General features: G+C 65.6%; 13 protein-coding genes. All 13 read right to left on the bottom strand.

All coding sequences use genetic code 11. From position 1 onward, the window contains the following. Positions 1-51 precede the first annotated feature (51 nt). The 13 genes from F8O09_RS03980 to F8O09_RS04040 all read right to left on the bottom strand — a co-directional run bounded on the left by F8O09_RS03980 (position 52) and on the right by F8O09_RS04040 (position 13325). Complete coding sequence (locus F8O09_RS03980; protein WP_158054006.1) at positions 52-855, bottom strand: F0F1 ATP synthase subunit delta; 804 nt, start codon at positions 853-855, stop codon at positions 52-54. A 2-nt stretch (positions 856-857) separates the two neighbouring features. Further along, positions 858-1409, bottom strand: coding sequence for a F0F1 ATP synthase subunit B (locus F8O09_RS03985; protein ID WP_158030907.1), 552 nt, complete (start codon positions 1407-1409; stop codon positions 858-860). Between the two features lie 32 nt (positions 1410-1441). Continuing rightward, the gene (gene atpE / locus F8O09_RS03990; RefSeq protein WP_158030906.1) at positions 1442-1672 is read right to left on the bottom strand and encodes an ATP synthase F0 subunit C; all 231 of its coding nucleotides are present in this window, start codon (positions 1670-1672) and stop codon (positions 1442-1444) included. A gap of 45 nt (positions 1673-1717) precedes the next feature. Continuing rightward, positions 1718-2530 carry a F0F1 ATP synthase subunit A gene (atpB, locus tag F8O09_RS03995; RefSeq protein ID WP_225732855.1) on the bottom strand — a complete coding sequence of 271 codons (813 nt, stop codon included), beginning with the start codon at positions 2528-2530 and terminating at the stop codon, positions 1718-1720. Positions 2531-2686: 156 nt separating this feature from the next. Then, a complete protein-coding gene (locus F8O09_RS04000) occupies positions 2687-3202 on the bottom strand; it encodes a hypothetical protein (RefSeq protein WP_158054007.1) in 516 nt (171 codons plus the stop codon). Further along, positions 3199-4350, bottom strand: coding sequence for an MraY family glycosyltransferase (locus F8O09_RS04005; protein ID WP_158030904.1), 1152 nt, complete (start codon positions 4348-4350; stop codon positions 3199-3201). Before F8O09_RS04005 ends, F8O09_RS04000 begins: the two co-directional genes overlap by 4 nt. Further along, positions 4347-5009, bottom strand: a complete 663-nt coding sequence (locus tag F8O09_RS04010) for an L-threonylcarbamoyladenylate synthase (RefSeq protein WP_158030903.1) — start codon at positions 5007-5009, stop codon at positions 4347-4349. Before F8O09_RS04010 ends, F8O09_RS04005 begins: the two co-directional genes overlap by 4 nt. An 89-nt stretch (positions 5010-5098) precedes the next feature. Further along, a complete protein-coding gene (locus tag F8O09_RS04015) occupies positions 5099-6181 on the bottom strand; it encodes a N5-glutamine methyltransferase family protein (RefSeq protein WP_158054008.1) in 1083 nt (360 codons plus the stop codon). Next, the gene (prfA, locus tag F8O09_RS04020; RefSeq protein ID WP_158030901.1) at positions 6178-7251 is read right to left on the bottom strand and encodes a peptide chain release factor 1; all 1074 of its coding nucleotides are present in this window, start codon (positions 7249-7251) and stop codon (positions 6178-6180) included. Before prfA ends, F8O09_RS04015 begins: the two co-directional genes overlap by 4 nt. A 23-nt stretch (positions 7252-7274) precedes the next feature. Beyond that, complete coding sequence (gene rho, locus F8O09_RS04025; RefSeq protein WP_225732856.1) at positions 7275-9467, bottom strand: transcription termination factor Rho; 2193 nt, start codon at positions 9465-9467, stop codon at positions 7275-7277. A gap of 138 nt (positions 9468-9605) precedes the next feature. Next, a complete protein-coding gene (gene thrB, locus F8O09_RS04030) occupies positions 9606-10523 on the bottom strand; it encodes a homoserine kinase (protein ID WP_158038729.1) in 918 nt (305 codons plus the stop codon). Between the two features lies 1 nt (position 10524). Continuing rightward, the gene (locus F8O09_RS04035; protein WP_158054010.1) at positions 10525-11832 is read right to left on the bottom strand and encodes a homoserine dehydrogenase; all 1308 of its coding nucleotides are present in this window, start codon (positions 11830-11832) and stop codon (positions 10525-10527) included. Next, the gene (locus F8O09_RS04040; RefSeq protein ID WP_225732857.1) at positions 11829-13325 is read right to left on the bottom strand and encodes a diaminopimelate decarboxylase family protein; all 1497 of its coding nucleotides are present in this window, start codon (positions 13323-13325) and stop codon (positions 11829-11831) included. Before F8O09_RS04040 ends, F8O09_RS04035 begins: the two co-directional genes overlap by 4 nt. Between the last annotated feature and the right edge of the window lie 279 nt (positions 13326-13604).

A 13604-nucleotide genomic window follows, 5' to 3' on the forward strand; every position in this document is an offset into this window, starting at 1 on the left:
GGTGGGGCCGCCGGCCCCGATCTACACCTGTTCAGTACCTGTCGAAATCGACTACGCGATGGCCTGTCGAAGCTGTGTCAGCTTCGTGCGAGCCGATGAGTCGATGAGGGTGTCGCCGAGACGAACGACGACGCCGCCGACGAGGGCGGGGTCGACTGACACGTTGACGTGAACGGGGCCGCCCGCCTCGTTCTGCAACGCCTGAGCCAGAGCGACTCGCTGCGGCTCGGAAAGCGGGCGCGCCGAGGTCACGTCTGCGACCTGTCGGCCGGCGACCGCTGAGACCCGCTCTGCGATCTCATGAAGTCGACGTGCGACCTTGCTGCCGCGCACGCTGCTGACCGCACGGGTCACCAAGAGCGTCGTCTCCGGCAGAGTCTGCTGCCCGAAGAGCCGATCCACGAGCTGGCGCTCAGCCTGTGGGTGCTCTCCCGGGTGTGAGAGACTCAGCTGCAGCTCACGGCTGCCTTCGAACACCTGGGCGACCTGGAAGAGCTCGTCTTCCAGGCGTTCCAGATTGCCCTCCTGCTGAGCCGTCAGCGCCACCGCCGTCTCGCCGAGAGCCTCGATCGAGGAGACGAACTCGTCGTCACTCGACCAGCGCAGTGCGGCGGTCTTCTCGACGAATGCGACCACGACATCCGCCACTTTGCCGGTGAACAGCCGGGTGATCAGACCGACACGCAGCTGTTCGTCAGTCGAGGGGTCGGCGATGAGTCCGCGAAGCTGAGCGCTCTCGCCCAGCGCGTCGGCGACCTCGAAGATTCCTTCTGCGGCGTCCAGGCCACGAACCTGGGTGTCGACGGTCAGAATCTCTCCGGCCCGCTCGAGTGAGTGTACGGTGGCGCTTCCCATGCCTACTTGGCCTCCGACTTCTCGAGGTCAGCGAGGAAGTGATCGACGACGGCCTTCGACTTCTGGTCGTCTTCGAGCGACTGACCGACGACCTGTGATGCGAGGTCGACCGACAGCACGCCGATCTCACTCTTCAGCTGGTCGAAGGCCGTCTTGCGATCTGCAGCGATCTGAGCGTGAGCCTGATCGCTGATTCGCTGAGCCTCGGTCGTCGCCTGCTCTTTGAGCTCGGCGACGATCTGCGCACCCTCTGATCGGGCGGCGTCCCGAATCTTCTGAGCCTCGACGCGTGCTTCGGCCAGCTGCGCGTTGTAGGCGTTCAGTGCGGCCGCGGCCTCTTCCTGAGCCTTCTGCGCCTGCTGGATGCCACCCTCGATCTTCTCTGAGCGCTCGTCCAGCGTCTTCTGCAGCTTGGGTACGATGACCTTCCACACGAAGATGAGCAGGACGAGGAAGATGATGAGCGACAGCGACCAGTCGTAGACGGCGGGGAAAAGAATGTTGTGCTCTTCCTCGGCGGCCTGTACGCCTGCTGTCAGCGCGAATTGAGCCATATTAGTGCCTTACGTCTGAGGTGGGTGTCGACTTACTGGAAGATGAAGCCCGCAGCGAGGCCGATGAGGGCCAGCGCCTCGGTGAATGCCACCGCCAGGAAGAAGGTGGTCTGCAGCTTGCCAGCGAGTTCGGGCTGACGAGCAATCGCCTCGACGGTCTTGCCGCCGGCGATGCCGATACCGATACCGGGGCCGATGGCTGCCAGGCCGTAGCCGACGCTGTTGATGTTGCCCGAAATCTCAGCGAGTGTGTTGATATCCACGGGTTTTCGTTTCCTTCCATAGTGTGGCCGGAGGTTTCCGGCCGCTTAGTGCTCTTCTGCCAGCGACGACTGAATGTAGGCCGTTGTCAGAAGAGTGAAGATGTACGCCTGCAGGGCTGCGACCAAGATCTCGAAGAGGGTGAACGCGAAGCCGAAGGCGAATGTGACGACGCTGAAGCTCTTGAGAATGCCGTCAGCGCTGAACAGGAAGAACCAGGTGGCACTGAAGCACAGCACCAGGATGAGGTGGCCGGCGACCATGTTCATCAGAAGTCGAAGGGTCAGCGAGACCGGACGGATGACGAAAGTCGAGAGAAACTCGATCGGGGTGACCAGAAGGTACATCACCTTGGGCACTCCGGCCGGGAACAGCGCGTTCTTGAAATACCCGGCGCCATGCTTCTTGATGCCTGCGTAGATGAAGACGATGTAGGCGACGAGGGCCAAGACCAGCGGAAAGCCGATGGTCGCCGAAGCCGCGAGGTTCAGGCCGGGAACGATGCCGGTGATGTTGAAGCCGAGCACCACGATGAAGATGGTGAACAGCAGCGGCACGAACCGCTTGCCGTCTTTCTTGCCGAGCATCTCTTCGGCGATGTTGACCCGCACGAAGTCATATGCGAACTCGAGCATGCCCTGACCGCGACCGGGAACGAGCTTCAGCTTGCGAGTTCCGAACCACAGCAGCGCGATGATCACGAGCATCACCAGGATGCGGATCAGTGCGATGCGGTTGAGCTCGAACGGCGTGCCCGCGAAGAAGATCGGTTCGGGGAAGAACTCGCTGATGCTCGGTGCATGGAACTCGCCGTCAGCGGCGAGAGTCGGCGTTGTCAGCTGGGTCAGCGCGTGAATCAAAAGATCATTCTCCTGAGCGATGTCCGCAGTCTTCGCCACGGCGCGTATTGAGTGATTCGGTGGCCAGTGACAAGACCACCAGGGGACATACTAGCAACATCTGGCCGCGAGTGCGGAACCGACTGTGCGATTGGGGTGAGTTCGGGCGGGGCTGGCTCACTGCGGATCGTCGACATACGGCACCTTCGCACGCATTGCGGCGAAGGAGTCTGCGGCGAGAGAGCCGAGCACAGCGGCGACGATCGATCCGAAGAGCACGCCCTTCACGACGAACGGTGCCGAGGTGATCAGAGCGAGCAGCCCGATGAACACGATGATCTTGACGATCCAGCCGCCGAGCACGATGGCCAGAAACGAGATGCCTCTCTGGCGGGATCCGAGCCACAGGCTGCCGGCCGTGATCGCGGCGAAGGCGAGGGTGAGCGCAGCTCCGACGAGTGCGCTGAGCACGCCGTTCCAGCCGGCGACCGACCACCCGATGAGGCCTCCGACGATGGCGACGAGCACGGCGAGCACCGCAGTGAGCAGCAGCGAGAGTCGAAGCACGCTGACCAGACCGGGTGCGGCCTGTCGCTTCACCGGCTGCTCTTCGCCGTCTTCGATGAAATGCTCGTCGAATGCGGATGCGTCCTGCTCGTCGATCTGCTCGTCGCGGTCTTCAGGGGTGGTCATGCGATCTCCTTCTTGCGGATGCGTCTGGCCGTCAGCTGCAGTTCGTTCGGTATCGGCGGCCCCCACCCCAGCTGAGGCTGCAGCACCGGCCAGAACGTGAGCACGATGCAGCAGAGGATGCCGATCACGGCGAAGACCACGACGAACGGCCAGGGCCACACCATGAACAGGAAGCATGAGAGGGACAGCACGATCGTCCAGCTGTAGAACACCGCCACTGCAGTGTACGTGTTGTGACCGAGACCGAGCAGACGATGGTGCAGATGCTTGCGATCCGGGCTGAACGGGCTCTTTCCCGCGCCCACGCGTCTGATGACCGCCAGAGCGAAGTCGACGAAGGGCAGTGAGAGCACGACGACGGGCACCAGCAGCGGCAGCCAGACGCTTGAGTCCGAGAGCGTCTGCGGATCGATCTGACCGGTGACCGAGATCGCGCTCACCGCCAGCAGCATCCCCAGCAGCATCGCACCGGAGTCGCCCATGAAGATCTTGGCCGGGTGCCAGTTCCAGGGCAGAAAGCCGACGCATCCGCCGATCAGCAGCGCGGCGACCAGCGTCGCGAGGTTGAAGTAGTCGGTCGGCGAGGTGCGCACCGTCAGCAGATAGACGTAGAGGAAGAACACGCCTGAGGCGAGCAGGATGACGCCGGCGACCAGCCCGTCGAGACCGTCGATGAAGTTGACGGCGTTCATCGTGAGCACGATGAGAATCGTGGTGAGCAGCGCGCTGACGGCCCCCGAGCCGATCAGCGTGCCTCCGATCGGCAGCGACACTATCTGAAACCCCTGCCAGGTGAGGATGCCGGCCGCAAGAAACTGCCCGGCCAGCTTGGCGTACCAGACCATGTCATAGAGATCGTCGAAGACCCCGATGAAGACGATCAGCAGGCTGGCCGCCGCCAGAGCGACCATCTGCCCCGGGTGTCTGAACACCTCGCTGAACCACTCAATGCGGCTCGCCGTGAACAGCCCCAGCATGATGCCGATGAAGATGGCCACTCCCCCGAGTCTGGGCGTCGGGCGGGTGTGCACATCTCGCGCTCTGATGGCGGGATAGATGTGAAAGCGGAGCGCAAAGCGCAGCACGGCCCAAGTCAGCCCCCACGTCGCGACGGCGGCGACGAACGCGACCAGCGCATAGCCCTTCACTCGGTCAGCACCTTGCCGTCGCCGATCACCTCGGCGAGCTGCTCAGGGGTGACGCCGCCCTGCCGCACGATCCGCACCGCGCCGTTCACCTCGAAGAGCGTCGCATCGATGATGGTCGACGAGAGTCCGCTGTGACTGGTGCCATGGTCGAGGTAGACCTCGACGCTGTCGCCGAGCTGCTGCTGTGCGTCGTCGATCGTGGTCGCGGCCGGCTGGCTGTGCCGATTCGCCGAGGACACCGCGAGGGGCCCCGTCTCTTCGAGCACGGCGAGTGCAACCGGCTCGTCGGGAATGCGCAGCGCAACCGTACCCTGCGTGTCGCCGAGATCCCAGTTCAGGCTGCTGCGTGCGTTGAGAATGATGGTGAGCGCGCCCGGCCAGAACTTCTCAGCTGCCCGTTCGATGGGCTCGGGCACGTCTTCGGCCAGAGCATGCAGGCTGTTCAGGCTCGGAATCAGCACCGGCGGCGGCGACTGACGTGTGCGCCCCTTCGCCTCGAGCAGCGCGTTGACCGCGTCTGGAGAGAAGGCGTCGGCGGCGATGCCGTAGACCGTGTCGGTGGGCATCACGACCAGTCGGCCGCGCCCGATGGCTCGGCGGGCCTCTCTCGTTCCGGTCAGTAGCTGCTCAGTGTCGTTGCAGTCGAACACGCTGCTCATGTCGAAATCTCCTCGGGGTGTCTGTAGCAGTCTAGTCGCCGAGTCTGCGTGTGCCCTGTGTCGACTCGCGACCGAGTGCGATCAGCGGCTCAGTGGCGCGACGGGTGTCGGGCTTCGGTGAATCGGTCACGACCGGTCAGGTCACGATGCGTCTGTGCTGCCTCGAACCCCGCCGTTTCGAGCAGCATGCGCACGTCCGAGCCCTGCTGCTCGGTGTGCTCCAAGAGGATGCTCCCTCCGGCCTGCAGCGCGGCGAACGCGGGCGCGACCAGCTCACGGATGAAGTCGAGACCGTCGGCGCCGGAGTAGAGCGCCGTGTCGGGATCGGCTCTTGCCTCGGGCTCGAGCGGGATGTCTCCCGTCGGCACGTACGGCGGGTTCGACACGATCAGATCGAACGTGCCTGCTGACTCTGCCACGGGCTGGCCAGGCGTCATCTGCGCTGCCGCCTGTGCCCGTGACCGTGGGTGCGGCTGCGCTGGCAGGAGCGATGAGGAGGCGACGGCGAGGTCAGCGATTGCATCACCGGCGACGAGTTCGACGGCGCTGTCGGCCGCTGCCAGGGCATCGGTGTAGGCGACGATGTTGCGCCGCGCCCACGCTTCGGCGGCGGTCTCGAGTTCGACGGTGCGCACGTGCGTATGCGGCAGCTCAGTGGCGATCGCGAGGCTGATCGCGGCCGAACCGGTGCCCGCTTCGAAGACTCGGAGGCGTCGTGGTGCGACGTCGCGTCGAGTGCCGTCTGTCAGGGCCGGGTCGACAGCGGCTGCGTCGTCACCGTCGGAGTCGGATGTCTGCTCGGCGGCACGACGCTCGCTCAGCAGCTCGAGTGCGCGTTCGACCAGCAGCTCGGTCTCTGGGCGCGGTACGAACACGCCCTCCCCTACTGACAGATCGAGCGCGCGAAAGGGCGCCCTGCCGAGCACATGCTGCAGTGGGATGCGCCGCGCGCGTCGTTCGGTCAGCGTCTCGATGGTGTGCATCTGCTCGGCGCTCACCCGGAGTCGACCGGTGAGCTCGGCCAGGCTGAGGTCGCCGAGACTCACATCGAGCACGTGCGCGACGATCTGTCGGGACTCTGCCCGAGCCGGACCGATACCGGCCTCGGCCAGCCGCTGCAGCATCCGCAGGACGACCGGCCCCACCTCGCTGCCGCCAGCCGGATCGGTCACTGCCCCAGTGCCTCGAGACGGTGCGTCTCGTCAGCGGCCACAGCTGACTCGATCACGGGATCGAGCTCGCCGTTCATCACCTGATCGAGGTTGTAGGCCTTGAACCCGGTGCGGTGGTCGGCAATGCGGTTCTCTGGAAAGTTGTAGGTGCGGATGCGCTCCGAACGGTCCATCGAGCGAATCTGGCTGTGGCGCTGCTCGCTGGCTGCGGCGTCGAGCTCTTCCTGCTGTTTGGCGAGCAGGCGGGCCCGCAGCACGCGCATGGCGGCGTCACGGTTCTGAATCTGGCTCTTCTCGTTCTGCATCGACACCACGATGCCGGTCGGCAGGTGGGTGATGCGCACCGCCGAGTCGGTCGTGTTGACCGACTGACCGCCGGGGCCGGACGAACGGTAGACGTCGATGCGCAGATCGTTCTGATTGATCTGCACCTCTTCGGGCTCGTCGACCTCGGGGAACACCAGCACTCCGGTGGTCGAGGTGTGGATGCGCCCCTGGCTCTCGGTGACCGGCACACGCTGCACGCGGTGCACGCCGCCTTCGTACTTGAGGTGCGCCCAGACGCCCTCAGCCGGGTTGTTCGAACGACCCTTGATAGCCACCGAGACGTCTTTGTACCCGCCGAGGTCGGATTCGGTGGAGTCGAGCATCTCGACCTTCCACCCTTTCTTCTCGGCGTAGTGCATGTACATGCGCAGCAGGTCGCCGGCGAAGAGGGCGGACTCCTCGCCGCCCTCACCGCCTTTGATCTCCATGATCACGTCACGGCCGTCATCGGGATCGCGCGGGATCAGCAGTCGACGCAGACGTTCGGCCGACGCGGTGAGCTCGGTCTCAAGACCGGGCACCTCCTCGGCGAACGAATCGTCTTCTTTGGCCAGCTCACGCGCGGCCTCAAGGTCTTCGTCAGTCTGCCGCCAGTGCTCGTAGGCGACCTTGATCGCATTGAGCTCGTTGTACCGACGACTGAGCTTTTTGGCCAGGGCCGGCTTGGTGTGCACCACTGGGTCGGCCAGCTGCACCTGCAGATCAGCGTGCTCGGCGAGCAGTTTGTCGACGGAGTCGAACATCGAGCTCACAGTCGAGGCCTCGCTCAACGCTGGCGCAGGCCGGGCACGTCATGTGCCTGCATGCGCATCAGGAACTCGACGTTCGACTTGGTCTCTTTCAGACCGTTGAACACGATCTCGATGGCCTGCTGCGGTTCGAGGCCGCCCAGTGCGCGACGCAGCTTCCAGACGATTTTGAGCTCGTCGGCCGGCAGCAGCAGCTCTTCACGACGGGTACCCGACGCGTTGACGTCGACGGCCGGGAAGATGCGCTTGTCGGCCAGCTGACGCGACAGGCGAAGCTCCATGTTGCCGGTGCCCTTGAACTCTTCGAAGATCACTTCGTCCATCTTCGAGCCGGTCTCGACCAGAGCCGAGGCGATGATCGTCAGCGAGCCGCCGTTCTCGATGTTGCGCGCGGCACCGAAGAAGCGCTTGGGCGGGTAGAGCGCCGACGCGTCGACACCACCGGAGAGGATGCGACCCGAGGCCGGCGTCGACAGGTTGTAGGCACGACCCAGACGGGTGATCGAGTCGAGCAGCACGACCACGTCGTGACCCAGCTCGACCAGGCGCTTTGCCCGCTCGATGGCCAGCTCGGCGACCGTGGTGTGGTCGTCGGCGGGGCGGTCGAACGTCGAGGCGATGACCTCGCCCTTGACCGTGCGCTGCATGTCGGTGACCTCTTCGGGGCGCTCGTCGACGAGCACGACCATGAGGTGCACCTCTGGGTTGTTCACCGTGATCGCGTTGGCGATCTGCTGCATGATGATCGTCTTGCCGGCCTTGGGCGGTGCGACGATCAGACCACGCTGACCCTTGCCGATCGGTGCGACCAGATCGATGACTCGACCGGTGAGCTTCTGCGGCTCGGTCTCGAGGCGCAGACGCTCTTGGGGGTACAGCGGCGTGAGCTTTGAGAACTCGACGCGCTGACGCGCCTCTTCGACCGTAGCACCGTTGACGGTGTCGAGCTTGACCAGCGCGTTGTACTTCTGACGGCTGCTGTTCTCGTTCTCACGAGGCTCTTTGATCGCGCCGACGACCGCGTCGCCCTTGCGCAGACCGTAGCGCTTGACCTGTCCGAGCGAGACGTACACGTCGTTCGGGCCGGGCAGGTAGCCGCTGGTGCGCACGAACGCGTAGTTGTCGAGCACCTCGAGCACACCTGCGATCGGGATCAAGGTGTCGTTCTCGGTGTACTCGGGCTCGTCTTCACGGCCGCGACGCTTGCGGTCACGGTTGCGGTTGCGGTTGCGGTTGCGGCCACGACGCTCGTCGTTGTCGTGATCGTCGCGACGCGAGTTGTCGTCGCCCTTCTCACCGCGTTCGCGACGGTCGCCCTTCTCGTGGCGGTCGTGCTTGTCGTTCTTGTCGCTGCGATCGTTCTTGTCGCTGCGATCGTTGTTCTCGTCTTTGGCGTCTTTGCCCTCAGCCGACTCGTTGTCGTTCTGACGGTCGTTGTCACGCCCACGGCCACGCCCGCGCCCACGGCTGCGACGCCCTTCGCGGTGCTCATTGCGGCCCTCGTGGCCCTCGGTCTCGCCATCAGCGCTCTCGCCGTTCGACTCTGCTGAGGTGTTCTCTGCGTCAGTGCGCTGCTCGCTGCGGCGACCGCGCTTCGATTCGCGCTGCTCACCTGCCTGCGCGGTCTCGGTCTGTGCGTTCTCAGCCGGCTCGTCGCTCTGAGCCGTCGCGTCTGCGGCGACCTCGTCGCGCGCGGCGCTGCTCTGGCCGCTGTCGGCATGTCGAGCGGCGGTCTGCTTCGAGCTGGCACGACGCGGGGCGCGCGCCTCGGTGCGCGGTGTCTCGGCCGTGCTCTGCTCGGCCTGAGCGCCGGGTGCGTCGAGTACCTCGACGGTGACCTCGGCGTTGACGCCGTCAGCCACATCGGTCGTGGGCAGCGTCGCCCGACGCGAGCGGCGACCCGTGCTGGCACGGCGTGTCTGCGGCGCCTCGGCGGCCGCGGTGGCCGGCTCGGCCTCGGCCGCGACGGCGGCCGCTGCGGGCTGCTCGGTCGTGCTCGCTGCGGCGGCCGGCTCGGCATCTCTGGTGTTGGTCGGCTCAGCGGTCGATGCGCCGGCCAGCTCGGCACGGCGATCGGTGATCGCTGAGATCAGTTCGCTCTTGCGGAGCTTCACGCCTGAGAGCCCCAGCTCTGCGGCGATGCTCTGCAGCTCTGCCACGCGCAGGGTGGTCAGCTTCGGCGTCTGGGTGGTGTTCTTGACATCAGTCACAGGAGGTTTTCCTCTCGCCTTGCCGTTTCGGCCAAGGAGATTCATCGATCGGTGGTCCCGATCGTCATTACAGAAGGGCACACATCTGAGAAAACGTGAGGTGCCGCTGGATCATGACCGAGAGCACAGCTCTCAAAGTCACAGCTCTACTGTAGCACCCTCAGCGGCGATCGCCACCCGATGCGACTTCCATCGCACGGGCGTGTCATTCGAGGCGGAATCGACCAGGCCATCCGCCGCTGCCACGGCGTCGGCCTCAGCCGAGCTGGTCGCGAGCACGAGCACGGTCGGCCCTGCCCCGCTCAGCGCAGCCGCATGCCCCTGCGTGCGCAGATCGGTGATCATGCGATCGGTCGCCGGCATCGCCTGCGCACGGTACGGCTGATGCAGGCGGTCTTCGGTCGCCTCGAAGAGCAGGCTCGGGTCTTCGCCGAGAGCATGCACCAGCAGCGCCGAACGCGACAGGTTGAACACGGCGTCGGCGACCGGCACGCTCTCTGGCTGGAGCATGCGCATGGCGCTCGTCTTGGTCGTGTAGTCAGGCACCAGCAGTACCGCATGGATGCTCTCGTCGACCGTCATGGAGGCGCAGCGAGGGAGCCCCTCGGCATCGGTGTAGGCGATGGTCGCACCGCCGTAGACGGCCGGAGCCGCGTTGTCCGGGTGCCCCTCGCAGGCGCTGGCCAGCCGGAAGACCTCGTCGCGGTCGGGCTGCCCGCCGGTGTGCAGCGCGAGCGCGGCGGCGACTCCCGCGACCACGGCCGACGCCGACGATCCGAGCCCTCCCGACTGCGGCACGCCGTTCACAGCACGCAGATGCGCCCCCGAGAGGCTGCCTCCGAGCTGCGCAGTGGTCTGCAGCAGGATGCGAACGAGCAGGTTGCGGCGGTCGCGCGGCAGCCACTTCGCCCCCGCGCCCTGCACGTCGACCGTGAACCGGCCGGAGTCGTTCGGGACGACCTCGACTTCGTTCCACAGGTCTACGGCGATGCCGAGCGAGTCGAAACCTGGACCCAGATTGGCGCTGGTGCCCGGAACGCGGACGCGCACGGACATCTCAGTCTCCCTCGACGCGCATGACGCCGATCACGGCGCGGACGGCAGAGGCCTCGGCCAGCTGCTCGACGGTGCGCTGCAGTCGGCCTTCTGTGGCACGGTGCGTGACCACGACGAGGCTGGCGTCTGCAGCAGAGTCGGCCAGCTGCTCCTGATGCAGTGCACGAACCGAGATCTCGTTGCCTGCGAAGACAGCCGAGATCTGTTCGAGCACGCCTGGCTCGTCGGCGACGTGCAGTGTGATGTGCCAGCTCGACTCGACCTCTGAGATGTCGGCGATGCGCAGGTTCGCGTCGAAGGAGACGAACTCCGCCGGAGCACCGCGCACGATGCGCTTGGCGGCGAGCACGAAGTCGCTGAGCACGGTCGATGACGTCTCGACACCGCCGGCTCCTGCCCCATAGAACATCAGATCGCCGGCGTCGAGAGCCTCGACGAAGATCGCATTCTTGCCGCCGTGCACCGCGGCGAGCGGGTGATCGGTCGGCACCATCGCCGGATAGACACGCACGTTGACCGCATCGCGTTCGCCCGGTTTCGCAGGCAGCCGCTCGGCGATCGCCAGCAGCTTCACCACGTAGCCGTCGCGTTTCGCGGCGACCAGCTGTTCGGTGGTGAGCTGTGTGATGCCCTCGGTGTGCACCGCAGACCGAGGCACGTGCGTGTGGAACGCGAGACCGGCCAGAATCGTCGCCTTGGCTGCTGCGTCATGCCCCTCGACGTCGGCACTCGGGTCGGCTTCGAGGTAACCCAGACGGCTGGCCTCGTCAAGAGCCTCTTCGAGCGTGATGCCTGCGGTGTCGATGCGGTCGAGGATGTAGTTCGTGCTGCCGTTGACGATGCCGAGCACGCGGTTGATGCGGTCGCCCACGAGAGAGTCCTGCAGCGGCCGAATGATCGGGATCGCGGCCGCGGCGGCCGCCTCGTACCAGGTTTCGGCGCCGCCGCGGCGCCCGGCCTCGAAGATGTCGACCTGATGCGCGGCCAGCAGAGCCTTGTTCGCGGTGATGACGTCTTTGCCGTCGCTGAGCGCGCGCTCGATGTACGTGCGTGCGGGTTCGATGCCGCCGATCAGCTCGATCACGATGTCGGCCTCGTCGATGAGGCGGTCTGCGTCGGTGGTGAACAGCTGCTGTGGCAGCTCGACGTCACGGTGACCGTGCAGGTTTCGGACCGCGATGCCGATCAGCTCGAAGTCGGCACCGATGCGCTGCGCGAGCTCGGCACGCCGCTCGATCAGCTGGCGGGCCGTCTGAGCGCCGACCGAGCCGGCACCGAGCAGGGCCACTTTCAGCGTGCGGTGAGTCATCTGTCCTCCGTCTTGTTCGTGATCTCGAGACCGGCGTCACGGCGCAGCAGCGTCTCGATGCTCTCACCGTGCACCAGCAGGTGCGCGGCTCCGTCCCAGACGCCCACGACTGCCGGGCGCGGAAGCATGTTGTAGTTCGACGACAGCGAGAAGCAGTACGCTCCGGTGTCGGGCACGGCGAGCAGGTCGCCCCGCCGCACGTCTTCGGGCAGGTAGTCGGCCTGCACCACGATGTCGCCGCTCTCGCAGTGTTTGCCCACCACGCGCACGAGCACAGGCTCGGCGTCGCTGGTACGCGAGGCGAGTGCGGCCTGATAGTCGGCGTCGTACAGCTCGGGGCGCGGGTTGTCGCTCATTCCCCCGTCGACGGCGATGTACCGACGCGTATTGCCGGCAAGATGATCGACCTGCACGTCTTTGATCGTGCCGGTCTCGTAGAGCGTCACACCGGCACGCCCCACGATCGAACGACCCGGCTCGATTGCGATGTGCGGCACTTGGACGCCCTGAGCGAAGCAGGCACGCTGCAGGGTCGATGCGATGTTCTCGGCCATCTGCTCGATCGGTCGCGGCTGGTCGGCCTCGGTGTAGGCGATGCCGAAGCCGCCGCCCAGGTTGAGTTCGGGAACCGGTCCGCCTTCGAGCAGTCGCTTCTGCACCTCGATGAGACGCGTGATCGCTTCGTCGAACCCGAGCGCGTCGAAGATCTGCGACCCGATGTGCGAATGCATGCCCACGAATTCGACGCGGTCGATCGCGCGCAGACGGCGCACCGCTTCGTCGACATCGGCGAGCGCCACCCCGAACTTCTGGTCTTCGCGCGCGGTGGCCAGAAACTCATGCGTCGACGCGTGCACGCCCGTCGTCACGCGCAGTCGCACGCGCTGTCGATACGACGGGTCGGCCAGCGGGCTGGACACAGTAGGCGAACCGGCTGCCGCATCCGCCGCCGTCTCGGCGACCGCGTCTTCGATCACGGCCTGCAGCAGATCGATCTCGTCGAGCGAGTCGACCACGATCGTGCCCAGGCCGATGCCGACCGCGGCGCGCAGCTCGGCATACGACTTGTTGTTGCCGTGCAGGCCGATGCGCTGCGGCGGCATGCCTGCGGCGACGGCGATCGCGAGCTCTCCCCCGCTCGAGACGTCGACGTTGAGCCCGGCGTCGCGCATCCAGCGCACGACATCTGAGGTGAGCAGGGCCTTCGAGGCGTAGTAGACGGTGACGTCGGTGCCGATCGTGGCGAGTGCGTTCGCGAATGCGTCACGGATGCGAGTGGCCTGTGCGACGGCGGTGGCGCGATCGACCACGTAGAGCGGCGTGCCGAAGGTCTCAGCGAGCTCGACGACCGGCACTCCCCCAATCTCGACCACCCCAGCGGCATTTCGGGTCGCGGTGTCTGGCCAGATGGAAGGGTCGAGGGCGTTCAGGTCTTCTGGAATGGCGAGCCATTCAGGAGCCAGCGGTTCGATGTGATCTGAGTGTGAGGGCACCCGCACATTCTACGTGGTCGACACGGCGGCCTGCCCCAGCAGGAGCAAACCTACGACCTTGCTGCCGAAAGTGCAGAAAGTGCGGCGTTCAGCGATGAGCCGGAGACAAGGAGACACCGAGAGTACAGGAGATGTGGTGTTTGCGATGAATCAGAGCCGAGTCGATGCCGAAAGCACAGAAGGTGCGACCATCGGCGGCTGATAGTCACAAGTTCTGCCGCCTCAGCACGAAGTCGAAGTCGAAAACGAAAACGAAAACGAAGGTAAAGACTAAAGACA

Source organism: Pseudoclavibacter sp. CFCC 11306 (assembly GCF_008831235.1).
GTDB lineage: Bacteria > Actinomycetota > Actinomycetes > Actinomycetales > Microbacteriaceae > Pseudoclavibacter_A.

What these genes read in the sequence shown, in the direction of transcription:
- F8O09_RS04035 (WP_158054010.1), bottom strand. Translation starts at nt 11,832, where the DNA reads ATGACTCACCGCACGCTGAAAGTGGCCCTGCTCGGTGCCGGCTCGGTC.
- thrB (WP_158038729.1), bottom strand. Translation starts at nt 10,523, where the DNA reads ATGTCCGTGCGCGTCCGCGTTCCGGGCACCAGCGCCAATCTGGGTCCA.
- F8O09_RS03980 (WP_158054006.1), bottom strand. Translation starts at nt 855, where the DNA reads ATGGGAAGCGCCACCGTACACTCACTCGAGCGGGCCGGAGAGATTCTG.
- F8O09_RS03985 (WP_158030907.1), bottom strand. Translation starts at nt 1,409, where the DNA reads ATGGCTCAATTCGCGCTGACAGCAGGCGTACAGGCCGCCGAGGAAGAG.
- F8O09_RS04000 (WP_158054007.1), bottom strand. Translation starts at nt 3,202, where the DNA reads ATGACCACCCCTGAAGACCGCGACGAGCAGATCGACGAGCAGGACGCA.
- F8O09_RS04010 (WP_158030903.1), bottom strand. Translation starts at nt 5,009, where the DNA reads ATGAGCAGCGTGTTCGACTGCAACGACACTGAGCAGCTACTGACCGGA.
- prfA (WP_158030901.1), bottom strand. Translation starts at nt 7,251, where the DNA reads ATGTTCGACTCCGTCGACAAACTGCTCGCCGAGCACGCTGATCTGCAG.